Origin of the sequence: Xanthomonas citri pv. mangiferaeindicae, assembly GCA_002240395.1 — a bacterium.
GTDB lineage: Bacteria > Pseudomonadota > Gammaproteobacteria > Xanthomonadales > Xanthomonadaceae > Luteimonas > Luteimonas citri_A.
This window is the reverse complement of sequence record CP016836.1, coordinates 86,562-110,411: the sequence shown is the minus strand read 5'-3', so window position 1 is coordinate 110,411 and position 23,850 is coordinate 86,562. Positions and strand designations below refer to the sequence as shown.

The following is a 23,850-nucleotide window of genomic DNA, read 5'->3' as shown; positions in this document are numbered from 1 at the left end:
GGTCCCGGCGCTTGTTCAAGGACTCTCCCATGACCACGCTCTACGGCCTGAAGAACTGCGATACCTGCAAGAAGGCGCGCAAATGGCTTGATCGCTTCGGTGTCGCGCACACGTTCGTCGACTACCGCGATGACAAGCCGACACCCGAGACGCTGGTCGCCTGGGCTGGGCAGTTGGGCGGTTTCGAGGCGATGGTCAACAAGTCCTCGACCACGTGGCGGCAGTTGCCCGACAACCGCAAGGGTGCGGCCAGTGAGGCGGAATGGAAGCTGCTGTTGCGCGAATACCCGCAGCTGATCCGGCGCCCGGTCGTGGTCACCGAGGACGGCACGGTCACCCAGGGCTTCAGCGACAACGGCTTCAAGAAGCGCTTCGGCATCGACTAAAAAGCGCTCCGGCGCAAGTCTCCCGGCGGGCGTGCTATGCCATCCTGCCGGGCCAACCCCGGTGTGTGTGCACTGATCGTGTCCCAAGCGAGCTGCCATGTCCGATGTTCTCGATCTCACCTGTGACCTGATCGCTCGCCGCTCGGTGACGCCCGACGATGCCGGCTGCCAGGCGCTGCTCGCCGGGCGCCTGGCCGAGGCGGGCTTTGCGATCGAATCGCTGCGCTTTGGCGACGTCGACAATCTCTGGGCCACGCATGGGACCGGTGGGCCGGTGCTGGTGCTGCTCGGCCATACCGACGTGGTGCCGAGCGGTCCGGTCACAGATTGGGCATCGGATCCCTTCGTGCCCGAGATCCGCGACGGCCTGCTGTACGGGCGCGGGGCGGCCGATATGAAGGGGAGCGTCGCCGCATTCGTGATCGCCGCCGAGCGCTTCGTCGCCGCGCATCCCGAGCATCCCGGTACGCTGGCGGTGCTGCTGACCTCCGACGAGGAAGGCGCGGCGATCGACGGCGTGCGCCGGGTCGCGCGCACGTTCGCCGAGCGCGGCACGCGCATCGATTGGTGCATCACCGGCGAGCCGTCGTCGACCCGGTGCCTGGGCGATCTGCTGCGCGTGGGCCGGCGCGGCAGCCTGTCGGCCACCTTGACCGTGCACGGCGTCCAGGGCCATGTGGCCTATCCGGACAAGGCGCGCAACCCGATCCACCTGCTGGCGCCGGCGCTGGCCGAACTCGTCGGCCGGCACTGGGACGAGGGTTTCGACTCGTTCCCGCCCACCAGCCTGCAGGTCAGCAACATCGCCGCCGGCACTGGCGCGACGAATGTGATCCCCGGCAGTGCGACGGTGCAGTTCAACCTGCGTTACAACCCGCATTGGGACGCGCCGCGGTTGGAGGCCGAGATCGCCGCACTGTTGGCGCGGCATGGCCTGGATTGCACGCTCGACTGGCATCGCAGCGGCGAGCCGTTCCACACCCCGGAAGGGTCACTGCGTGCGGCGGCGCGCGAGGTGCTGACGGCCTTTGCCGGCAGCGCGCCCGACGAAAGCACCGGTGGCGGCACGTCCGATGCCCGCTTCATCGCGCCGCTGGGCGCGCAATGCATCGAGATCGGTCCGGTCAACGCCAGCATCCATCAGGTCGACGAGCACGTCCGCGTCGCCGATCTCGAAGCGCTGCCGGCGCTGTATGAGACGCTGGTGGCGCGGTTGCTGCTGCCCGCCGCGCCCGGCTGAGCGCCAGCACGACAGGATCTGCGGCGGGGCTCGCTACAATGCCCGGCTTCCCGATGCAGGCCCGAGCCCGATGCCTTACACCCCGATCGTCGCCACGCTCGGCTATGTGCTGTCCCCCGATCGCCGACGGGTGCTGATGATCCATCGCAATGCGCGGCCCGGCGATCAGCACCTGGGCAAGTACAACGGTCTGGGCGGCAAGATCGAGCGCGACGAGGACGTGGTCGCCGGCATGCGCCGGGAAATCCGCGAGGAAGCAGGCATCGAGTGCGACAGCCTGCGCCTGCGCGGCACCGTCAGCTGGCCGGGCTTCGGTCGCAACGGCGAGGACTGGCTGGGCTTCGTGTTCGTCATCGACGCCTGGCATGGCACGCCGTTGACCGCCAACCCTGAAGGCACGCTGGAATGGGTCGAGGCCGATCGCGTGCTCGATCTGCCGCTTTGGGACGGCGACCGCCAGTTCCTGCCGCTGGTCTTCGACGACGATCCGCGCGCCTTCCACGGCGTGATGCCGTATCGGAACGGTGCCATGCAATCCTGGTCGTACTCGCGGGTATAGGCCGCTTTCACGCTGGTGATGACGGGCGGCGGGACGGCTGAACGGCGCGCCGTGGCCGGCGCGACATGTGCGCCTGCCGGACACGGAGGCAGGTGTATGCTCCGCGGCCTTCGTGCCCTGCGATCGCCGCGGGGCGTACGCGCGAGGTGGACATGGCGGTGTCGATGCGACGTTCGCTGCAGACGGTCAGCGCCTGGTCGATCGCGCATGCCGAGGCGCTGCGCCGCGTCGCGATTGTCGCGGGCGTGCTGGCGATCGGCGCACTGCTCGCGGTCGCCTTGCACGGCTTCTGGCACGAGTTGCGCTACGACGAGATCGTGGCCGCGATCGAGGCCACGCCGGGTCTGCGGATCGCACTGGCGATCCTCGCCACCGCGATCAGCTTCGCCGCACTGATCGGCTACGACGCGAGCGCGTTGCGTTATGTCGGTGCGCGCGTGCCCGCGCGGACGGTCGCCAAGACCGCATTCGTCGCCTACGCGCTGAGCAATACGATCGGCCTGGGTGTGTTCACCGGGGCGCGGTGCGCATGCGGCTCTACGGGGCCGCGGGCGTGGAGCCGGGCGAGGTGTCGCGCGCGATCGTCTTCAATGCATCCGCGTTCGGGCTTGGCGCCTGCGCGGTCGGCGGCGCCGGGCTGTGGTGGGATGCCGCGGCGCTCGCGCCGATGCTGCGCTTGCCGGCCTGGGCCGTGGCATCGCTGGGCGCGCTGGCGGTGGCGGCGGTGCTGGGGCTGCTCGTGTTGTGCCAGATCCGCGGGCACGTTGGCCGTCTCCGCCTGCCGAGGCCCGGCCTGGCCTGGACCCAACTGGCGCTGTCGATCGTCGACATCACGGCGGCCGCCGCGGTGCTGTGGCTGCTGTTGCCCGAAGGCGCGGTCGGATTCGCGACGTTCCTGGGCTTCTATGCCGCAGCCGTGGTGGTGGGGGTGGTCAGCCATGTGCCGGGCGGGCTGGGCGTGTTCGAGGCGGTGATGCTGGTCGCGCTCGCCGATCGCGTGCCGGCGGGCACGTTGGCCGGTGCACTGGTGCTCTATCGCCTGGTCTATTACCTGCTGCCGCTGCTGATCGCGCTGGGCGTGCTGGTCCTGCACGAGACCGGGCGGGTGGCGTCGCCGGCGCGTCGGTTCCTGGCCGGGTTGGCGCCGCGTGTGCTGGCGGCCGCAACCCTGGTGGCGGCGGTGATGCTGCTGGTCTCGGGTGTGACGCCGGCCACCGGCCGCGCGCTGCGCATGCTCGCGATGGTCCCGCTGCCGCTGATCGAGGCGGCGCATTTCCTCAGTTCGGTCATCGGCGTGTTGCTGCTGTTCGTCGCGCGCGCGTTGTTGCGGCGGCTCGACGCCGCCTGGTGGGCGGCGGTCGTGCTGGTGGCGCTGGCGCTGGTGTTCGCACTGCCCAAGGGCGTGGCGGTGACCGAGGCGGCGGTATTGGCGGCGCTGTTGCTGGCGCTGCTTGTCTCCAGGCGTCAGTTCACGCGCCGCGCCTCGCTGCTCGCGGTGCCGTTTACCGGCGGCTGGCTGGTGGCGATGGCGGTGATCTGCATCGCGGTGGTCGGCCTGCTGTTCTTCGCCTACCGCGATGTCGCCTACGCGCACCAGTTGTGGTGGCAGTTCGCGCTGTCGGGCGAGGCGCCGCGTTCGTTGCGGGCCTTGGTGGCGATGGCGGTGGTCGCGCTGGCGCTCGCGCTGCGGCAACTGGTACGTCCGGCCGCGCCGCCGCCGCCATTGCCCGATGTCGCGCAATTGGCGCAGGCGCAGGCGATCGTGCGTGCGCACGACAGCGCCGACGCGGGACTGGTGCTCACTGGCGACAAGCACCTGTTGTTCTCGCCGGCCGGCGATGCCTTCCTGATGTACGGGCGGCAAGGCCGCTCATGGATTGCGCTGTTCGATCCGGTCGGCCCGTACGAGGCCTGGCCGGACCTGGTATGGACGTTCCTGGAGCGCGCGCGCGATGCAGGGGCGCGCGGCTGTTTCTATCAGGTGGGCCCGGAGGCGTTGCCGATGTACCTCGATGCCGGCCTGCGGCTGTTCAAGCTGGGCGAGTACGCCAGCGTGCCGCTGCCCGGATTCTCGCTGCAGGGCAGGCGGAGGGGCAGTCTGCGCACCGCAGTCAACCGCGCCGAGCGTGCGGGCCTGCGGTTCGAGATCGTCGACACGCCGCAAGTGCCGGCGCTGCTGCCCGCATTGCAGCCGGTCTCCGATGCCTGGCTGGCGCAGCACCGGACCGCAGAGAAGCGGTTTTCGATCGGCGCGTTCGATCCTGCGTATCTCGCCCGGAATCCGATCGCGGTGGTGCGCGACGAGACACGGATCGTCGCGTTCGCCAGCCTGCTCCTCGCCGGCGATCCGGCGAGCGAGGCGTCGGAGGCGAGTATCGATCTGATGCGCCACCTGCCCGATGCGCCGCCCGGCACGATGGATTTCCTGTTCGCGCGCCTGCTCCAGCACCTGGCCGCCGATGGCTATCGGCGCTTCGGGCTGGGCATGGCGCCGCTATCGGGCATGGCGACCCACGCACTGGCGCCGCAGTGGCATCGCATGGGGCGGCTGTTGTTCGCGCGCGGCGAGCAGTTCTACAACTTCCGTGGGCTGCGCGCGTTCAAGGACAAGTTCGATCCGCAGTGGAGTGCGCGCTATCTCGCCTCGCCCGGCGGCATCGCGCCGCTGCTGGTGCTGGCCGATGCCGCGGCATTGATTGCGGGCGGTTACCGAGGAGTCCTGTCGAAATGAAACCTGTGGTGATGTGGGGCGTTGTGGCGGCGTTGCTGCTGGTGGGGCCTGCAGCTGCGCAGGAACGGCTGCGGCATGGGTTCTTCGAGGATGTCGTGCTGACACGGCCGGCCGGGCAGGCGACGCATACTGTGTTGTTGCTCGATACGGGCGACGACCACGCCACCGCGCAGGCCCTGGCGGCCGACGGTGCCCTGGTGGCCGAGATCGACGTGGCGCGGCTGCAGGCGGCGCTGGCGCGCGATGGCGGGGCCTGCGCGTTCCCGGATGGCGATCTGGAGAATCTCTCGCATTGGCTGCAGGGCTATGCGCGATTGCCTGACTACCGGCCGCCAGTCCTGGTGGGCCGGGGCGAGGGCGCGGCGATCGTCTATGCGATGGCCGCGCAGGCCCAGCCGGGGGTGTTTGCCGGCGCGGTCACGCGCGGCGCGTTGCCGCCGCTGGCGCTCGGCAAGCCGCCTTGCCAAGGTGAGGGCACGCTGTTCGCTGCGCACACGCCTCAGTCCGATACGGTGACGCTGCAGCCGGTGCCGGCCCTCGTCATGCCCTGGCTGGCCCTGACCAGCACGGCCGAGCTGGGCGAGCTCCAGCGCTTCGCGCGCGGCATCGATGGCGCCGCGGTGCGCGCACATGGCGATGCGCCGGCGCCGTTGCGCGCCGCCGTCCAGCGCCTGGCGCGCCTGTCGGCGCGCGCGCAGCCGGCCGCACCGCCTTCGGACGTGCGCGACCTGCCGCTGGTCGAGGTGCCGGCCCACGGGCCGGCGCAGCCGATGTTCGCGATCCTGCTCAGCGGCGACGGCGGCTGGGCCGGGCTCGACACCGAGGTCGCCGATGCGTTGGCCGCGCGCGGCATCGCGGTGGTGGGGTTCGATTCGCTGCGCTATTTCTGGTCGGCGCGCACGCCTGACGGCCTGGCCCGCGACATCGACCGCGTGGTGCGGAGCTACGCCGCGCGCTGGGGCCGGGCGCGCGTGTTGCTGATCGGCTACTCGCAGGGCGCCGATGTGTTGCCCTTCGCGGTGAACCGCCTGCCGCCGGCCACCCGCGCGATGGTCGCGCGCACAGTGTTGATCGGGCTGGGCCGGCGTGCCTCGTTCGAGTTCCATGTCGGCAACTGGCTGTCGGCGAACGATCCCGATGCGCTGGAGATCGCCCCCGAGGTGATGCGCTTGTCGGCCGATCGCGCGCTGTGCATCGAAGGCGAGGGCGACGATGACGCCACCTGCGCGACCTTGCCGCCCGGCCACGTCACGGTCCGGACCTTGCCCGGCGGCCACCATTTCGACGGCGACTATGGGCGCCTGGCGGGCACGATCCTGGACAGCGTCGGCACGGCGGCGCCGCGTTGAGCGTCAGCCCGGGCTGGTGTGCAGGACGCCGATGAAGGCGTCCACCAGGTCGGGATCGAGCCTGCGCGCGGCATCGGCCCGCAGCCGCGCCAGCGTCTGGTCGACGCCCAGGGCGCGGCGGTACGGGCGGTCGCTGGTCATCGCGTCGTAGCTGTCGACGACGGCCAGCATGCGCGCTTCGAGCGGGATCGCCTCGCCGATCAGCCCATCGGGATAGCCGCTGCCGTCGACCGCCTCGTGGTGATGGCGGATGATCCGCGCGACTTCGTGGGCATCGTCGCGACCGGTGGCGATGAACACCCGCGCGCCCCGTGCCGAGTGGGTGCGCATGATCGCCAGCCGGTCGGGGTCCAGCCGATGCGGGTGCAGCAACACGTCGTCGGGGATGCCGATCTTGCCGATGTCGTGGAAGCGTGCGGCCAGCACCAGTGCATGCCGGCGTGCGTGCGACAGGCCGAGGCGGCGGGCCAGGGCACTGGCCAGCCGCCCGACGCGGTCGCAGTGGCCATGGGTGTAGGTGTCGCGCTCGTGCAATGCCACCGTCAGCACATGCAGCGAGGCGACGAGGTCGTCGGGCGCGCGGTCGACATGCGTGGCGGTGGTGGGCATCAGCGGACGGGCGACGACGAGGACGGGGCGAGAGCGATCAACAGGCCGCGCGCGGTCTTGATCCGCGATTCGGCATCGGGCAGGTCGAGCACGACGCGCAGTTTGTCCGGCCCGTCCATACGGTAGCGCTGCGGCTGCCCCTGTACCAGTCCGATCACCGCCAGCGGGTCGACCTTGGGCTTGTCGGCGAATTGCACGCGGCCGCCGGCCTCGCCCAGGTCGAGCTTGCGGATGCCCAGTGCGGTGGCCTGCAGCTTGAGGTCGGCGACCTGGAACAGATGTTTGGCGGCGTCGGGGAGCAGGCCGAAACGGTCGATCATCTCCACCTGCAACTCGCGCAGCCGCTCGGCATCGCGGGCGCCGCTGATGCGCTTGTAGAGCATCAGCCGGGTGTGCACGTCGGGCAGGTAGTCCTCGGGAATCAGCGCCGGGACGTGCAGTTCGACCTCCGCCCCGCGCGCATCGGCCTCGTCGACGTCGGGCAGCTTGCCCTGCTTGATGCTGCGCACCGCCCGTTCGAGCAGTTCGGTGTACAGGCTGAAGCCCACCTCGGCCATTTGTCCGCTCTGGCCTTCGCCCAGCAGTTCACCGGCGCCGCGGATCTCCAGGTCGTGGGTGGACAGCGTAAAGCCGGCGCCGAGCTCGTCCATCGAGGCGATCGCCTCCAGCCGCTTGCGCGCATCGCTGGTGATGCTGCGCAGATCGGGCGTGACCAGGTAGGCGTAGGCGCGGTGATGCGATCGGCCGACGCGGCCGCGCAGCTGGTGCAGCTGCGCCAGGCCGAATTTGTCTGCGCGGTTGATGATGATCGTGTTGGCGTTGGGGATGTCGATGCCCGACTCGATGATCGTCGAGCACAGCAGCACGTTGAAGCGCTGCTTGTGGAAATCGAGCATGACCCGCTCGAGCTCGCGTTCGGGCATCTGGCCGTGGGCGATGCCGATGCGTGCGTCGGGCACCAGCTCCTGCAGCTGGCGCTGCATGCGGCCGATGCTCTCGACATCGTTGTGCAGGAAGTAGACCTGGCCGCCACGGCTGAGCTCGCGCTGGAATGCCTCCCGCAACTGGGCATCGTCCCAGGGCACGACGAAGGTCTGCACTGCCAGCCGGTGCGCAGGCGGCGTGGCGATGATCGACAGATCGCGCAGGCCGGCCATCGCCATGTTGAGCGTGCGCGGGATCGGGGTCGCGGTCAGGGTCAGCAGGTGCACATTGGCGCGCAGTGCCTTGAGCGCTTCCTTCTGGCGCACGCCAAAGCGCTGCTCTTCGTCGACGATCACCAGTCCCAGGTCCTTGAACTTCACGTCCGGCTGCAGCAGGCGGTGGGTGCCGACGATGACGTCGATCTCGCCGCGGGCGAGCTTTTCGAGCTCGGCCTTGATCTCTTTGCTGCTCTTGAAACGCGAGAGCACCTCCACGCGCAGCGGCCAGTCGGCGAAGCGGTCGGCCATCGTGCGGTAGTGCTGCTCGGCCAGCAGCGTGGTCGGCACCAGCACGGCGACCTGCTTGCCGGCGGTCGCGGCGACGAAGGCCGCGCGCACGGCGACCTCGGTCTTGCCGAAGCCGACATCGCCGCAGACGACGCGGTCCATCGGCTGGCTGCTGCCCAGGTCGCGGATCATCGCCTCGATCGCAGCGTGCTGGTCGGGCGTTTCCTCGAACGGGAACGCGGCGGCGAACGGCTCGTACATCGAGCGGTCGACCTCCAGCGCCAGTCCGGCCCGTGCTTGGCGCTTGGCCTGGATCTCCAGCAGCTCGGCGGCGACGTCGCGGACCTTGTCGGCCGCCTTCTTCTTGGCACGGGTCCAGGCCTCGCCGCCGAGCGAATGCAGCGGCGCGGTTTCGGGCGATGCGCCCGAGTAGCGGTTGACCAGATGCAGTTGCGACACCGGCACGTACAGCCGGTCGCCCTTGGCGTACTCGATGTCCAGGTACTCGCCCGGCTGTCCGCCCGCCTCGAGCACGACCAGGCCGCGGTAGCGCCCGACGCCGTGGTCCTCATGGACGATCGGCGCGCCCTCGCTGAGCTCGCCCAGGTCGCGGATGATGGTCTCGGGATCGCGCCCGGCCCGGCGTCGGCTGCGCGGCTGCGCGGCGCGCTCGGGGAACAGCTGACGTTCGGTGAGCACCGTCATCTGCGGGGCATCGAGCGCGAAGCCGTCGTCGAGCGACGCCACCGCGATCGCAAAGCGCGCAGCGTCGTCGACGAACGCGCCGAAGTCCGCCAGCACCGTGGGACGCAGGTCGGCGGCCTGCAGCACCTCGAGCAAGGCTTCGCGGCGGCCGGCCGAATCGGCCGCGATCAGCACGCGCCCGGGGTAATGGCCCAGGAAGGTCTTGAGTGCCTGTGCGGGGGCCTGGTCGCGGGCGGCCAGCGGCAGCTCGGGCGCCGGCTGCTCGCCCAGCGCTGCGGCCTGGCCGTGGCGCGGGTGCGCGGCGTCGCACAGTTCGATCCGCGCACCCTGGTTGAGGCGTTCGCGCAGCGCGTCGGGCGCCAGCCACAGCTCGGTCGGCGGCAGCAGCGGGCGCTCGATGTCATGGCGCAACTGGTCGTAGCGATGATCGATCTGCGCCTGGAACTGGTCGCTGGCCGCCGACACCCCGACATCGAGCACCGGCAGCGTGTCCGCAGGCAGGTAGTCGAACAGCGTGGCCGTACTCGGCGCGGGGGCGCCGCGCTCGGCCAGTGCGCGGCGCGGCGCATCAAAGAACAGCGGCAGGTAGTACTCGATACCGGCTGGTGCCGCACCGGCCTTGAGATCCTGGTACAGCCCGCTGCGCCGGGTGTCGATGTCGAAGCGCTCGCGCAGCGCGTCCATCGCGCGTGCCAGCGACGTCTCGTCCAGTGGCACTTCGCGGCCGGGCAGCATGCGCAGGGCGTCGATCTTCTCCAGCGACCGCTGCGATTCGGGGTCGAAGGCACGGATCGTCTCGATCGCGTCGTCGAACAGCTCGATCCGGTAAGGCTGGTCAGCGCCCATCGGGAAGACGTCGAGCAGCCCGCCACGCACGGCGAAGTCGCCCGGATCGTGGACCTGCGGGACATGGGCATAGCCCGCGCTTTCCAGGCGGCGTTTCTCGGCGTCGAGATCGAGGGTCTGGCCGACGGTCAGGTCGAAGCTGCTGCCGGCGATGTGTTTGACCGGCGCCAGTCGCTGCATCAGCGTCTGCACCGGGACCACCACGATGCCGCGGGTCAGCCCCGGCAGGCGGTGCAGCGCGGCCAGGCGCTGGGAGACGATGTCCGGATGTGGGCTGAAGCGGTCGAAGGGCAGCGTCTCCCAATCCGGGAACGGCACCACCGGCAAAGCCGGATCTTCCCCGCCGAGCGTGCGCAGATCGTGTTCGAGCTGATGGGCGCCGTGGTTGTCGCGCGCGACCAGCAGCAGCGGCCCGTGATGGGCGCGCGCGGCTTGCAGCACCGCCCAGGCCAGCGCACTGCGGCTGGCGGGCGCGCGCCACCAGGCGCGGGTATGGCCAGCGCCGGGCAACGGCGGGGCGGCGGGGGAAGCGAGGGACTTGGGCATCGGGACGTCGGGAAGCGGTACGGCGGAGAGAACGGGGGCACAACGACGACAGCGCCGGATGCCCGTCGGGCTTCCGGCGCGATCAACCTGTCAGTCTAAACGAAGCGGTCTCGCGCCCTGAGACAGGGCGCGGCGTGCGGCTGTGCGCGATGCCGCGATCGGCGGACCTGGCCAGCGCTGCTGCGCAGACCGTGGCTCAACCCAGCGGCAGATGCGGCGCCTCGGCGCCGCTGCCCTCGGGGGCGCTGCGCTTGAGATCCAGCGAGACCCGGATCATGCCCGGCGCCTCGCCGGCGGTCTGCTGGAAGCCGAGCGACCTGGCCAGCGCGCGCATCGGCTCGTTTTCTTCGAGCACATCGCCGTACAGCCGGTCCAGGCGCTTGCCTTTGGCCCAGCGCACCAGCCGCCGCATCAGATGACGCCCCAGCCCCATGCCGGCCACGTAGTGGCTGACCAGAATGTGGAACTCGGCATGCCGGGTGCCGGGCAGGATCGCGGCGCGTGCCACCGCGCCGACCAGCGCCTCGCCCGGCGTCATCGGCTCGGCGGCGACCAGCACGAACTCCGACTTGGGGTTGGGTTGGGTCAGCCGAAGCGCGGTCTCGGGCGAGAGCTCCTTCTTGGCGTACAGGAAGCGCTGGCGGACCTCGTCGGGTTCCAGCAGCGCGAAGGCCGCGCGCAGCGGGTCGGCATCGGCGGGACGGATCGGCCGGATCAACACCTGGCGGCCGTTCGCGAGACGGATTTCCTCGTGCCAGGGAGGGAGGCGGTTGCGTGCGGTCATCGAAGGTCGGGCTGGAAGGGTGGGGCCGACCATACCCAACTCCGCGATTCAGGTACCGTGAAGGCAGACTGCGAAGCGCCGCAGTCTCTGCCACATCCTGCGCGGTCCTCAGGCCGGCTCGCGCAGCCAGTGCAGGCGGGTGTCGGCGCCGGCCTCGCCCAGGGTCCGGCGCAAGGCGTCGAGCGCTGGCGCGAGCGTGTCGGCCAGCGACCAGGGCGGGTCGACCAGCAGCAGCCCGCTGCCGTTCATCCGCAGCGGCGAATCGTCGCCCCGGACCAGCAGTTCCACCACCAGGGTCGAGTGGCTCTGCAGCCGGCCGGCGTCGCGCAGGAACGGGGTGAGCGTGCGTCGCTGCTTGATCGGGTACCACAGTGCCTGGGTCGCCTGCGACCAGCGCGACAGCGCGTCGCGCATCGCGGGCAGGGCGACGTCGAACTCCGCGCGCTGGGCTTCGTAAGGCGGGTCGATCAGCACCAGGCCACGGGCGAACTTCTGCGCGCCGTGCCGCGGCGGCAGCAGCGCGCGGCAGGCCTCGTAGCCGTCACGCGCATGCACCGCCACGCGCGGGTCGCGGCCGACCGCCTGGCGCAGCGCGGCCAATGCGCCAGGCTCGATCTCGCAGCAGGCGATCCGGTCCTGCGCGCGCAGGGCATGGGCGAGCAGCCAGGGCGAGCCGGGATAGGCGTCGGCGCCATGGGCGGCGCGGCAGGCCGCGATCGCGTCCAGGTAGCGCGCGATCGCCGGCACCTCCGGCGGCGTGGCCTGCAGGCGACCGATGCCGGCCTCGGCCTCGCCGGTCCGGCGCGCAGCGTCGTCGACCAGACTGTAGAGACCAGCGCCGGCGTGGGTGTCGAGCGCGAAGCAGGGCGCCGGCTTGAGCGCCAGCGCGTCGCAGATCGCGAGCAGCACGACATGCTTGAGGACGTCGGCGTGATTGCCGGCGTGGAAGGCGTGGCGGTAGTTCATCGGCATAGGGTAGCGGCGCGCGACGGGCCACGCCGTATGCTGTGCGCGGTTTCCACCCGCGCCGTGCCATGTCCCGCATCCTGCTCGTCGAGGACGAGTCCGCCATCGCCGACACCGTCGCCTACGCGCTGCGTGCCGAGGGCCACCAGATACGACATTGTCTCGACGGCCGCACGGCGCTTGCCGCGGCGTTGGCCGAGACCTTCGATCTGGCCATCCTGGACGTCGGGCTGCCGGATGTCAGCGGCTTCGCCCTGTGCGCGGATCTGCGCCGGCACGCGCCGTTGCCGGTGATCTTCCTGACCGCCCAGGCGGCCGAAGCCGAGCGCGTGCTCGGCTTCGAGCTCGGCGCCGAGGACTATGTCGCCAAACCATTCTCGCTGCGCGAACTCGTCGCCCGCGTGCGCGTGGCGCTGCGACGTCCCGCGCCGACCACCGAAGGCCGCGAGGTCGCCCGCGCCGGTGCGTTCGAGCATGACCGCGCCGGATTGCGTATCCGCTACCACGGGCAGCCGCTCGAGCTGACGCGCTACGAGTACGGCCTGCTGGCGGCACTGCTCACACGCCCGGGCGCGGTGCTCTCGCGTGCGCAGCTGATGGATCGGGTCTGGGAGGACGCCCCCGACAGCGGCGACCGCACCGTCGATACCCACGTCAAGACGCTGCGCGCCAAGCTGCGCGCGATCACGCCCGGTGCCGACCCGCTGCGCACGCACCGGGGCCTGGGCTATTCGCTGGATGTGGACTGAGGGCGCGCCATGCGGATCGGGCTGCGGATCCTGCTGGGCTACTTTGCGATCGTCGCGATCGCCGCGCTGCTGCTGCTGCGGGTGTTCACCCAGGAGGTCAAGCCGGGTGTACGCCAGGCGATGGAGGACACACTGGCCGACACCGCCGGCGTGCTCGCCGAACTGGCGACCGACGACTTTCTGGCCGGGCGCATCGATGATGGCCGGTTCGCAGCGCGCCTCCGCGCCCTCGCCGCGCGGCGCGTCGATGCCGAGATCTGGGGCTTTCGCAAATCCGACGTTGCCTACCGGATCTACATCACCGATGCCCAGGGCATCGTGGTGTTCGATTCGAGCGGGCGCGACGTCGGTCGCGACTACTCGCGCTGGAACGATGTCTACCTGACCCTGCGCGGCCGCTACGGCGCGCGTTCCAGTCGCCTGGATCCGGACGACGACGCGAGCTCGGTCATGCACGTGGCCGCGCCCATCCGCGACGGCCACCGTATCGTCGGCGTGCTGACGGTGGCCAAGCCCAATCGCACCATCGCGCCGTTCATCGCACGCAGCCAGGCCACGATCCTGCGCTGGGGCGGCGTGCTGCTGGGCGCGGCACTGGCGATCGGCCTGCTCGCGGCCTGGTGGCTGTCGCGCCAGCTCGGCGCGCTGCGCCGCTATGCCGATGCGGTCACTGCCGGCGAGCGCGCGTCGCTGCCGCGCAGCGCCGGGGAGTTCGCAGATCTGGGCCGGGCGCTGGAGACGATGCGCGAGCGGCTCGAGGGCAAGCAGTACGTCGAGCGTTATGTGCACAGCCTGACCCACGAACTGAAGGCACCGCTGTCGGCGATCCGCGGTGCCGCCGAGCTGCTGGAGCAACCGCTGCCCGATGACGACCGCGCGCGTTTTGCAGCGAGTGTGCGCACGCAGAGCGAGCGCATGACCCAGACGATCGACAAACTGCTGGCGCTGGCGGCGGTCGAGCATCGGCAACGCATCGAGCGGCCCGAGCGCGTCCTGCTGGCCGATGTGCTCGATGCGGCAGTGGCACCGTTCGCGGCCGATCCGGGGCGCGTGCCGGTGCGGTTGACGATCGATCCGGCCTGTCGCGACGCGGTGGTCTCTGGCGATGCCTACCTGTTGCGACAGATGATCGCCAATCTGGTCGACAACGCCTGCGACTTCTCCCCGGAAGGCGCGACGGTCGAAGTCGCCGCGACGGCTTCGGAAGTCGGTGTGCGGGTGACGGTCGGCGATCGCGGGCCAGGCATTCCCGACTACGCCCGGGCACGCGTGTTCGAGCGGTTCTACTCGCTGCCCAGGCCCGGGGGCGGCAGTCGCAGCAGTGGCCTTGGCCTGGCCTTTGTCGCCGAGGTCGCGGCGCTGCACGGCGGTCGCGCCGCGCTCGACAATCGCGAAGGCGGCGGTGCGCTCGCGGTGGTCGAGTTGCCGCGAGAGAGCGCGACGCGCCCGACTTCATAGCCACTTCACACAGCCGCCATCGTGGCCCCACCTCACCGGGGCACGCTGCCGCCACGTTCCCAGATTTGGAGTGGTGCCATGCGGTTGGCGTTGAAGATCCTGATCGTGGCCGGGCTGAGCCTGGCGATTCTGTTGCCGTTATTGATGATCCGTGGCGTGATCCTCGATCGCCAGCGCTATCGCGCCGATGCGGTCGAGCGGATTGCCCGCAGCGAGGCGGGGAGCCAGACCCTGACCACGCCAGTGCTGGTCGTGCCGTATGTGGAAACGGTCGAGGTGGAAGAGAAGGACGCCAACGGGCGCTCGACCGGAACCGTGCAGCGCGAGCGTGAGAGCCGTTGGATCTTCTTTCCAAGCACCACGGACCTGACCGGCACGATGGCGCCTTACACCCGACGGCTGGGGCTGCACGAAGTGCGCATGTACGTGTTCGAAGGCCAGTTGCGGGCCGGCTTCGACGTGCACATCCCCGATGACCGCGACGCCGTCGCACCGCGCCGGATTGGCCGCCCGTACATCAGCTACGGCATCACCGATGTGCGTGGCCTGCGCGGAACGCCGCGGCTGCGGCTCGACGATGCGCAGGCCGAGTTGAAGCAGGGCGCCGGCGGCGACCTCGGCTCGGGCCTGCATACGGTGCTGGCGCCGCTTGCGAGCGGCGACCGGCTGCAACTGCGGACCACGCTGGACCTGGCGCTGTCGGGCAGCGAGACGCTGGCCGTGGTGCCGCTGGCCAGCGAGACCCGGGTCGCGGTGGATTCGCCCTGGCGCCATCCGCTGTTCAACGGCCGCTTCCTGCCGACTGCGCGCGAGGTCGGTCAGGATGGCTTCCACGCCGAGTGGGCAGTGTCCTCGCTGGCCAGCGATGCGCAGCTGCAGGTGCTCAACGGCGCCCGCGCCGAGCGCGACACCGCGGCGATGCTGCGCGAGAACGGCGAGGCCGGGATCGACGCGCTGGGTATCGCGCTGGTCGACCCGGTGGATGCCTACGTGCGCGCCGATCGCGCCAGCAAGTACGGCGTGCTGTTCGTGCTGCTGACCTTCGCCGGGTTCTTCCTGTTCGAGATGCTGCGGCAGCTGCGCATCCACCCGATCCAGTACGCAATGGTCGGGCTGGCGCTGGCGATCTTCTTCCTGCTGCTGGTCGGCCTGTCGGAGCGCATCGCATTCGGCTGGTCGTACCTGGCCGCCAGCGTCGCCTGCATCGGCCTGATCGGCGTCTACCTGTCGGCGGTGCTGCGCAGCCGCGCTTGGGGCGCCGGTTTCGCTGGAATGCTGGCCATCCTCTACGCCGCGCTCTACGGCCTGCTGATCTCGGAGGACAACGCGCTGGTGCTCGGGGCCGGTCTGCTGTTCGCGATCCTGGCGGCGATCATGCTCACGACCCGGCGTGTGGACTGGTACGCCCTGGCCGAGGCACCGGCGGCCGCCACGCCGCCGCCGCTGCCCGATCGCTGAGCGCATCACGACGCATGCGGCGCCACCGCGGGTTTCGGTCCGCGGTGGCGTCGTGTCCGAAGTCTTACAGACTCCAGAGGCCGGCGATCCACAGCGAGACGGTGCCCAGTGCGCCGCCGATCGCGGTCGCGGCGAGCACGTCGCTGGGGTAGTGCAGGCCGAGCACCACACGTGAGGCGGCGACTGCGGCCGTGAACGGCACCAGCCACCACGCCAGCACCGGGTAGTGCGCGATGGCCACGATCGAGAACGCGACCGCATGCAGGGTATGGCCGGATGGAAAGCTGAACTCGTCCAGCGGCGCGACCCAGGCGCGGATGCGCACGTCTGCGGCGAATGGGCGCGGCCGCTTGGTCCAGCGCTTCAGGCGACGGTACATCAGCAGGGCCACCGCGCCGGTGGCCGCCATGTGCGCGGCGGCGAGCGCGCCGTCGAGGCCGTCGAGTACCACCAGCGCGGTCATCAACGCATACCAGAACACACCGTCGCCGAGCCGGCTGACGGCGGCAAAACCGCGGCGGATCCACAGCCGGGTGCAGGCGCGGTTGGCGCGCAGGCACCAGCCCATGTCGTGGAGGTGCAGACGGCTACGCGGCGCGGTATGCATGGTGGTCGGCCTGTCGGACAGGAACAGAGGCGGCGCGCGCGCGCGGCGCAGCCAGCAGCGCATCGAGGTCGGCGGCGACCTGGGCCGGCGTCAGCCGTTGCATCGCCCGGCGCCCAGCGAGTGCCATCGCCGCGCGGCCGGCGTCGTCCTGGGCCAGCCGCAGCGCCGCGGCGACGAAGGCCGCGTCGCCCTGCGCGTCGTCCGCAACCCGGGCGCCGTGCAGACCGTCGACCAGGTGCTCGGAGGCCGCGCCCAGGTCGAAGGCCACCTGCGGCACCCCGCTGGCCATGGCCTCGAGCACGACATTGCCGAAGGTCTCGCTGCGGCTGGGAAACAGAAACAGGTCGGCGCTGGCGAAGTGCCGGCCGAGGGCCTCACCGCGCTGTGCGCCGGCGAACACCAGATCGGGGTGGGCGCGCGCGAGCGGTTCGCGCAGGGGGCCATCGCCGACCAGCACCATCCGCGCTTCCGGTCGCTGTTGCTGCAGCCGGCGGAAGGCGTGGATCGCCAGCGGCAGGTTCTTCTCGGCCGCGAGCCGGCCGACATGGATCACCGCCAGTCCGCCCGGCGCGAGGCCCCAGGCCGCACGCAGCGCCGGGTCGCGTCGCACCGGGTCGAACTGCGCGCAATCCACCGCACGCGGCAGCACGACCGCATGGCCGATGCGCTGGGCCTGCAGCCAGGCGGCGAGCGCCTGGGTCGCGACCACGGTGGCATCGGCACCGCCATGGAAGCGCCGCATCCACGCCAGCGCCAGTGGCGCCAGCGCGCGCAGGCCGTAGTCGGCCATGTACAGGTCGAAGCGGGTATGCAGCGCGGTGACGACCGGGATACCGAGCGCGCGCGCGGCGCGGATCGCCGAGCCGCCGAGCAGGGTCTCGGTCGCGACGTAGATCGCGTCGGGGCGTTGCGCACGCCAGGCCGCCTGCAGGCGTGTCTGGACCGGCAGCCCGACGCGCAGCGAGGGGTAGCGCGGCAGGCGCAGGCCGCGGACCCGCACCGCGGCCGACTCGCCATCGTCGTCGCTCAACGGCGCACCCGGCGGGCGGGGCCGGATCACCTCGACCGCATGGCCGCGGGCGCGCAAGCCGGCGACGTAGGTCTGCAGCGTCAGCGCCACCCCGTTGAGGTCGGGCGCGTAGGTGTCGGTGACGATCGCGTAGCGCATCGTTCGGTCCGCTGCCGTGGCTGCGGCGATGATCGCGACGCGACATGCCGGCGCCATGACCGCGCGGCGACGGAATGGTGACAGTGGCAGGCGGCCCGGCGCGCGCTGCGTCTACTCGGCGGCGAGCACCAGCTTCACGCCGAGCGCACCGATGTCCTCGGGCTCGCACTCCAGGTCCACGCGCAGCAGCGGCCGGGCCTCGAGCCAGTGCCGCGAGACCTGCAACCGCAGCGCATCGCCATAGACGCTGGCCTGCAGTTGCGGAATCTCGTCGGGCTCGTGGCTGCGGTGCAGCAGCACCGCCAACCGCAGCAACGTGGCGGTATAGCGGGCCTGGCGCAGCAGGCGGTCGGGCAGGGCGTCGAAGGCCGACTTGGGCACCTTGCGGCGGTGGCAGCGCACCAGCGCGGCCAGGAACTGCTGCTCCTGGCGCGAGAAGCCGGCGATGTCCGAATGCGCCAGCACATAGGCGCCGTGGACGTGGTACTGGCTGTGCGCGATGACCAGGCCGATCTCGTGCACGCGCGCGGCCCAGGCCAGCATGCGCAGGTCGTCGCCGTCGAGCTGCCATGGCCGCGCGACCTGGTCGAACAACCGCAACGCGGTCGCCTCCACCCGCGCCGCATGGGCGCCGTCGATGCCGTAGCGCTGGACCAGCGCCTCGATCGAGGCCTCGCGCGGATCGGCCTCACCGCGGCGGCCGAGCATGTCGTGCAGCACGCCTTCGCGCATGGCCGCCTTGCTGACGTGCATGCGCTCGATGCCCAGCACCTCGAACGCGGCCTCAAGCACCAGCACCCCGCCGGCGATGATCGGCCGGCGGTCCTCCGACAGTCCGGGCAGGTCGATCGCATCGATGTGGCCAGCCTGCAGCAGGCGGTCGCGCACGACCGGCAGCGCGTCGACGGTCACCGCGCCCTTGGTCAGCTTCATCGCCGCGCAGATCTCGCCGATCGCCTTGTTGGTGCCCGAGGCGCCGACGACTTCCTGCCAGCCGAGCGCGCGGTAGGTGCTGGCAAATTGCTGGAACTCGGCGGCGACTTCGGCCAGCGCCTCGCGCCAGCGACGCCGGGTCAACTTGCCATTGGCGAAGAAGCGCCGCGTGCTGGCGATGCAGCCTACCTGCAGGCTCTCGCGCTCGAGCGCATCGAAGCCGCTGCCGATGATGCATTCGGTCGAGCCGCCGCCGATGTCGATGACCAGCCGGCGGTGGCCCGGCTTGGGCGGCTGCGCGTGGGCGACGCCCAGATAGATCAGGCGCGCCTCCTCGCGGCCGGCGATGATCTCGATCGCATGGCCCAACGCGGTCTCGGCCGGCACCAGGAAGGCCTGCGGCGCGGCCAGCCGGCGCACGGCGTGCGTGGCCAGCGCGCGGACGTGCTGTGGCGGGATGTCGCGGATGCGTTCGCCGAAACGCGACAGGCACTGCAACGCGCGCTGGCGCACGTCCGCATCCAGACCGCCGCGCGCATCCAGGCCTTCGGCCAGACGCACGGTCTCACGCAGGCGGTCGACCACACGCAGCTGACCCAGCGTGTAGCGGGCGACGATCATGTGGAAGCTGTTGGATCCCAGGTCGATCGCAGCGAGCATGTCGCCGTCCTCGATCGGCGGCGTCAGCGCATCGGCGAGTGCGAGCGTGTCCTGTCCAGTCATCACGGTCCTGCGTGGCGCGACGCACGCGGCGCCACGTGGCGGTGGAAAGTGCGCATGGTAAAGCATGCCGCGGGCGCGCAAACCGTGACGGCGCGCGCGATGCTGCGCGTCCCCGCGCATCCCCGCGCAGCGAACGCCCGCCGATCGCCGTCGCCTCAGCCGCACAGCCGCGCGAGCAGCCAACTCTGCGCCGAGTGCGGCATCGCATCGCCCTCGGGCGCGAGCCGCACGTAACTGCCGTCCTCGCGCAGCTCCCAGGCGTTGACGTTGTCGGCCAGATAATTGTCCAGCGACTCGGTGCGCACCCGGGTCGCAACCTGCGGGTCGAGGATCGGGAAGCACGTCTCCACGCGCCGCAGCAGATTGCGTTCCAGCCAGTCGGCACTGGCGCAGAACAGTTCCGGATCGCCGTCGTTGGCGAACCAGTACACGCGATGGTGTTCCAGGAACCGTCCGACGATCGAACGCACCCGGATGTTCTCCGACACGCCGGGCACGCCTGGTCGCAATGCGCAGGCGCCGCGCACGATCAGGTCGATCTGCACCCCAGCCTGTGAGGCCGCATACAGCGCGCGCATCACCTGCGGCTCGTTGAGGGCGTTCATCTTGGCCACGATCCGCGCCGGACGGCCCTGCTCGGCGTGCCGAGTCTCGCGCTCGATCCGCGCGATGACGCCGGGCTGCAGCGTGAACGGCGATTGCAGCAGGCGCTCGAGCTCGATCGCCGGCGCCAGCCCCGAGAGCTGCTGGAAGATCAGGTGCACGTCGTTGCCGATCTGCGGGTCGGCGGTGATCAATCCGAAATCGGTGTAGGCGCGCGCTGTACCGGCGTGATAGTTGCCGGTGCCCAGGTGCACGTAACGGCGCAGCTTGCGGCCCTCGCGGCGCACGATCAGCAGCATCTTGGCGTGGGTCTTGAAGCCCACCACGCCGTAGACCACCTGCACGCCGGCTTCCTGCAGCCGGTCGGCCAGGCCCAGATTGGCCTCCTCGTCGAATCGCGCGCGCAACTCGACAACGACCGTGACGTCCTTGCCGTTGCGCGCGGCGGTGACCAGGTGCTCGACGATCGCTGAATCCTTGCCGGTGCGGTAGAGCGTCTGTTTGATCGCCAGCACGTTCGGGTCTTCGGCCGCCTGTTTGATCAGTTCGAGCACCGGCGCGAAGGAGTCGAAGGGGTGATGCAACAGCACGTCGCCATCGGCGACGGTCTCGAACATCGCGTCATTGCCCGGCAACTGGCGCTGCTGGAACGTCGGGAACTTCAGGTCCGGGCGCTGCACCAGATCGAAGATCTGACTGACGCGATTGAGGTTGACCGGCCCGTCGATGCGGTAGACCGCGTTCTCTGGCAGGTCGAAGTTCTGCAGCAGCGTGCGCACGATCACCTTCGGGCAATTGGCCGCGATCTCCAGCCGCACCGCGCGCAGATAGCCACGGCCGGCGAGCTCGTCGCGCAGCGCCAGCGCCAGGTTCTCGACCTCTTCTTCGTCGACGATCAGCTCCGAGTTGCGGGTGACCCGGAACTGGTAGGCGCCGCGCACGTCCATGCCGGGGAACAGCTCGTGCACGAACTCTGACAGCACCGCCGACAGGAACACGAAGTCGTACTCGCCGCCCGATACACGCTCGGGCAACTGGATGATCCGCGGCAGCGAGCGCGGTGCGCGGACGATCGCCAGATTGCCGATCCGGCCGAACGCGTCCTTGCCCTTGAGCACCACGACGATGTTGAGCGACTTGTTGAGGATCTTGGGAAACGGGTGCGCCGGGTCCAGCCCCAATGGCGAGAGCACCGGCATCACTTCCTCGCGGAAGTACGCCCGCAGCCAGCGCTTCTGCCGCGCCGTCCAGGTGTCGCGGCCGAGGATCCGCACCCCGGCCGTGCCCAACGCTGGGCGCAGGATCTGGTTCCAGCAGGCGTACTGCGCCTCGACCAATGCCGCGGCCCGCTCATGGATGCGCTTGAGCACCGTCGCCGGCGGCAGGCCGTCGGGCGGTAACGGCATGCCGAAGTCCTGCGCGTGGCGGACGGTTGCGGCGCGGATCTCGAAGAACTCATCGAGATTGGTGCACGAGATGCACAGGTACTTCACCCGCTCGAGCAGCGGCACCGTGTCGTCGAGCGCCTGGGCCAGCACCCGGAAATTGAAGTCGAGCTGCGACAGTTCGCGGTTGAGATAGAGCGCCGGATCGAGCAACGGATCGCCTGCGGTCTGGGGCGGCGGCGCGGCGTCGCGTCCGGCGTTGCGGGCCGGCCGGCGCGGACGCGGCGACTTGCCGGGGGCAGGGGGACGGCTCATCCGAAGGCTCCTGTGACATGGGGGTCGCGTGCGCGGACGCGCTCGGCGGCGAAATGACAGGCGAAGCGGCTGCCGCGTCCGACTTCGCTGTCGATCTCCAGGCGCGCCTGGTGCAGATGCAGCACGTGTTTGACGATCGCCAGCCCCAGCCCGGTCCCACCCGACTCGCGCGAGCGGCTGGTCGAGACCCGGTAGAAGCGCTCGGTGATGCGCGGCAGATGCGCGGCCGGAATCCCGTAGCCCGAATCGTCCACCGACAGCGCGACACCGCCGTCGCGCGTCGCGGCATAGCGGATCGCGATGCGCCCGCCCGGCGGCGTGTAGCGCACCGCGTTGCTGACCAGGTTGGAGAACGCGCTGTGCAGTTCGCGGGTCGACCCGACCAGGTCGGTATCCGATGCATCCTCGACCTCGATCGCATGCCGGCCTTGGCTGAGCATCTCCAGCTCCCGGCGCAGCGAGGCCAGCATCGAGGCCATCGACACGATCTCGTCGCCGACGCCCTCCTGCGCCTCCAGCCGCGACAGCGTGAGCAGGTCCTCGACCAGTTGGGTCATGCGCTGCGACTGGCGCTGCATCTCCTGCAGCATCGGTGCCCATTCGGGCTGCTCCTCGGGGTCGAGCATGTCCAGGTAGCCGTGGACCACGGTCAGTGGCGTGCGCAGCTCGTGCGAGACATTGGCGACGAAATCGCGACGCATCTGCTCCAGGCGCACCATGCGGGTGACGTCGCGCACCAGCAGCAGCCACAGGTCCTCGGAATAGGGAATCAGCCGCAGTTCCAGCCGGGTGCCCGACGAGAACGGCGAGGGCACGTCGAGCAATGGTTCGGCGCGCCGGCCCTGGGCCAGCCAGTGCGCCAGCGGCAGCGGCTGCAACGCCGCGCCGACCGGGCGGCCGATGTCGCGTGGCATCTGCAGGCCGAGCAGCGTGGTTGCCGCGCGGTTGACCCACTGCACGCGTTGGCTGTTGCGCTCGACCACCACCACCGCGTCGGGCAATGCCGCGGCGACCGCGCGGTAGGCGCGCAGCATTGCAATCAGGCGCCGCTTGCGGTTGCGCATGTCCTGCTGGCCGCGGTGCAGCAGCCGGTCGGTTTCCTGCCAGACCCCGTCGCCTTGCGGCGGCGGGACCCGGCTGCGCGAGGTCAGCCGCCGCAGCAGGTCGTAGAGCTTCCAGTAGTGCCAGGCGACCACGCCCAACGCGGCAAGTGCCAGCGCCATCCATGCATGGCCGACGAGGGCCCCGACAATCATCGCGGCCGCGAGCACGGCCCCGAGCTGCAACAGCGTGCGGGTCCAGGCGGCGTGGAGACGAGGAGGCATGGTGGCAAGTCTAGGCAAAGTGGGCGGACAGGTCTGCGAGGGCGAGCGCGCCGTCGCGCGCCTGCGGCGTGCGGCGCTGCTGTGTGATGGCGCCGCGGGGCAGGTCGACCGAAGCGTGGACGCACGCGCCGCGCGGGACGGACCTCACACCGACGCCGAGAACCGATAGCCGGCGCCGCGGACGGTCTGCACCATGCCGTCCAGTCCGCTCGGCTCGAGCGTCTTGCGCAGCCGGCGGATGTGCACATCGACCGTGCGCTCCTCGACATAGACGCTGCCGCCCCAGACATGGTCGAGCAACTGCGAGCGGCTGTAGACGCGCTCGGGATGGGTCATGAAGAAGTGCAGCAAGCGGTATTCGGTCGGGCCGATCTGCACCGGTTCGTTGCCGGCAAACACCCGATGCGCCGCGCCGTCGATGCGCAGCGTCCCCACCGTCACGCTGCCGTCCTCGTCGTCGTCGCGTGCCCGGCGCATCACCGCACGGATGCGCGCCAGCAGTTCGCGCGCCGAGAACGGCTTGACCACGTAGTCGTCGACGCCGGCCTCCAGCCCGCCCACGCGATCGTTCTCCTCGCCGCGCGCGGTGAGCATGATGATCGGGATGTCGCGGGTCAGCGCGTCCTTGCGCCAGCGCCGGGCCAGTTCCAGGCCGCTGGTGCCCGGCAGCATCCAGTCGAGCAGGATCAGGTCGGGCACGCGGTCGACGATCGCCGACTGGGCCTCGCGCGCGTCGCCGGCGTGCATCGGCTCGAACTCGCCCTTGCGCAGCGCGAACGCGACCATGTCGCGGATCGCCGGTTCGTCGTCGACGATGAGGATGCGCTTCTGCATGGAGCCTTCCGTAGGACCGGGGAGCCCCATTACACGACAGTTTTATGACGGACCGGTGACAGGGGCGGCCGAATGTCTGGACGCCGCAACGCCGCAGCGCAGCCGCAGCCGCAGCCGGCAGGGCCCCGTGGACGCGGTGCC

At 70.6% G+C, this 23,850-nt stretch carries 17 protein-coding genes and 1 pseudogene; 8 read left to right on the top strand and 10 right to left on the bottom strand.

What is annotated here, in order from left to right; all coding sequences use genetic code 11:
* Positions 1 to 29: 29 nt before the first annotated feature.
* From BEN78_00495 to BEN78_00475, 5 genes and pseudogenes are all read left to right on the top strand, one after another.
* On the top strand, positions 30 to 386 hold the full coding sequence (locus tag BEN78_00495; GenBank protein ASR42114.1) for an arsenate reductase: 357 nt from the start codon (positions 30 to 32) through the stop codon (positions 384 to 386).
* 97 nt (positions 387 to 483) lie between these two features.
* Positions 484 to 1,626 (top strand): succinyl-diaminopimelate desuccinylase, encoded by a 1,143-nt coding sequence (locus tag BEN78_00490; protein ID ASR42113.1) that lies wholly within the window; start codon positions 484 to 486, stop codon positions 1,624 to 1,626.
* 70 nt (positions 1,627 to 1,696) lie between these two features.
* The gene (locus BEN78_00485; GenBank protein ASR42112.1) at positions 1,697 to 2,185 is read left to right on the top strand and encodes a 7,8-dihydro-8-oxoguanine-triphosphatase; all 489 of its coding nucleotides are present in this window, start codon (positions 1,697 to 1,699) and stop codon (positions 2,183 to 2,185) included.
* 248 nt (positions 2,186 to 2,433) lie between these two features.
* Positions 2,434 to 4,916, top strand: a pseudogene (locus tag BEN78_00480) (hypothetical protein).
* Positions 4,913 to 6,265 (top strand): hypothetical protein, encoded by a 1,353-nt coding sequence (locus tag BEN78_00475; protein ID ASR42111.1) that lies wholly within the window; start codon positions 4,913 to 4,915, stop codon positions 6,263 to 6,265. Before BEN78_00480 ends, BEN78_00475 begins: the two are co-directional and overlap by 4 nt.
* A gap of 3 nt (positions 6,266 to 6,268) precedes the next feature.
* Here the strand turns inward: BEN78_00475 and BEN78_00470 are convergent, their stop codons facing one another.
* The 4 genes from BEN78_00470 to BEN78_00455 form a co-directional block, all read right to left on the bottom strand.
* Positions 6,269 to 6,874, bottom strand: coding sequence for an HD family phosphohydrolase (locus BEN78_00470; GenBank protein ID ASR42110.1), 606 nt, complete (start codon positions 6,872 to 6,874; stop codon positions 6,269 to 6,271).
* Complete coding sequence (locus tag BEN78_00465) at positions 6,874 to 10,401, bottom strand: transcription-repair coupling factor (GenBank protein ASR42109.1); 3,528 nt, start codon at positions 10,399 to 10,401, stop codon at positions 6,874 to 6,876. Before BEN78_00465 ends, BEN78_00470 begins: the two co-directional genes overlap by 1 nt.
* A 196-nt stretch (positions 10,402 to 10,597) precedes the next feature.
* Entirely contained in the window at positions 10,598 to 11,185 is a 588-nt protein-coding gene (locus BEN78_00460; protein ID ASR42108.1) for an acyl-CoA synthetase, read from the bottom strand.
* Between the two features lie 108 nt (positions 11,186 to 11,293).
* Positions 11,294 to 12,151, bottom strand: a complete 858-nt coding sequence (locus tag BEN78_00455; protein ID ASR44802.1) for a hypothetical protein — start codon at positions 12,149 to 12,151, stop codon at positions 11,294 to 11,296.
* A gap of 68 nt (positions 12,152 to 12,219) precedes the next feature.
* On the opposite strand from BEN78_00455, the gene BEN78_00450 reads away from it, so the two are divergent.
* The 3 genes from BEN78_00450 (at position 12,220) to BEN78_00440 (ending at position 15,816) form a co-directional block, all read left to right on the top strand.
* A complete protein-coding gene (locus BEN78_00450) occupies positions 12,220 to 12,900 on the top strand; it encodes a two-component system response regulator CreB (protein ASR42107.1) in 681 nt (226 codons plus the stop codon).
* Positions 12,901 to 12,909: 9 nt separating this feature from the next.
* Positions 12,910 to 14,358, top strand: coding sequence for a two-component system sensor histidine kinase CreC (locus tag BEN78_00445; GenBank protein ASR42106.1), 1,449 nt, complete (start codon positions 12,910 to 12,912; stop codon positions 14,356 to 14,358).
* 78 nt (positions 14,359 to 14,436) lie between these two features.
* The gene (locus BEN78_00440; GenBank protein ASR42105.1) at positions 14,437 to 15,816 is read left to right on the top strand and encodes a hypothetical protein; all 1,380 of its coding nucleotides are present in this window, start codon (positions 14,437 to 14,439) and stop codon (positions 15,814 to 15,816) included.
* Positions 15,817 to 15,880: 64 nt separating this feature from the next.
* Here BEN78_00440 and BEN78_00435 read toward each other — a convergent pair whose 3' ends face one another.
* The 6 genes from BEN78_00435 to BEN78_00410 form a co-directional block, all read right to left on the bottom strand.
* The gene (locus BEN78_00435; protein ID ASR44801.1) at positions 15,881 to 16,423 is read right to left on the bottom strand and encodes a phosphoesterase; all 543 of its coding nucleotides are present in this window, start codon (positions 16,421 to 16,423) and stop codon (positions 15,881 to 15,883) included.
* On the bottom strand, positions 16,404 to 17,648 hold the full coding sequence (locus BEN78_00430; protein ID ASR42104.1) for a glycosyl transferase: 1,245 nt from the start codon (positions 17,646 to 17,648) through the stop codon (positions 16,404 to 16,406). Before BEN78_00430 ends, BEN78_00435 begins: the two co-directional genes overlap by 20 nt.
* 54 nt (positions 17,649 to 17,702) lie before the next feature.
* On the bottom strand, positions 17,703 to 19,247 hold the full coding sequence (locus tag BEN78_00425; GenBank protein ASR42103.1) for an exopolyphosphatase: 1,545 nt from the start codon (positions 19,245 to 19,247) through the stop codon (positions 17,703 to 17,705).
* A 155-nt stretch (positions 19,248 to 19,402) separates the two neighbouring features.
* A complete protein-coding gene (locus BEN78_00420; GenBank protein ASR44800.1) occupies positions 19,403 to 21,448 on the bottom strand; it encodes an RNA degradosome polyphosphate kinase in 2,046 nt (681 codons plus the stop codon).
* Between the two features lie 98 nt (positions 21,449 to 21,546).
* Positions 21,547 to 22,875: a phosphate regulon sensor histidine kinase PhoR gene (locus tag BEN78_00415; protein ID ASR42102.1), complete on the bottom strand. Its 1,329-nt coding sequence runs from the start codon at positions 22,873 to 22,875 to the stop codon at positions 21,547 to 21,549.
* A gap of 144 nt (positions 22,876 to 23,019) precedes the next feature.
* Positions 23,020 to 23,709 carry a phosphate regulon transcriptional regulatory protein PhoB gene (locus BEN78_00410; protein ASR42101.1) on the bottom strand — a complete coding sequence of 230 codons (690 nt, stop codon included), beginning with the start codon at positions 23,707 to 23,709 and terminating at the stop codon, positions 23,020 to 23,022.
* Between the last annotated feature and the right edge of the window lie 141 nt (positions 23,710 to 23,850).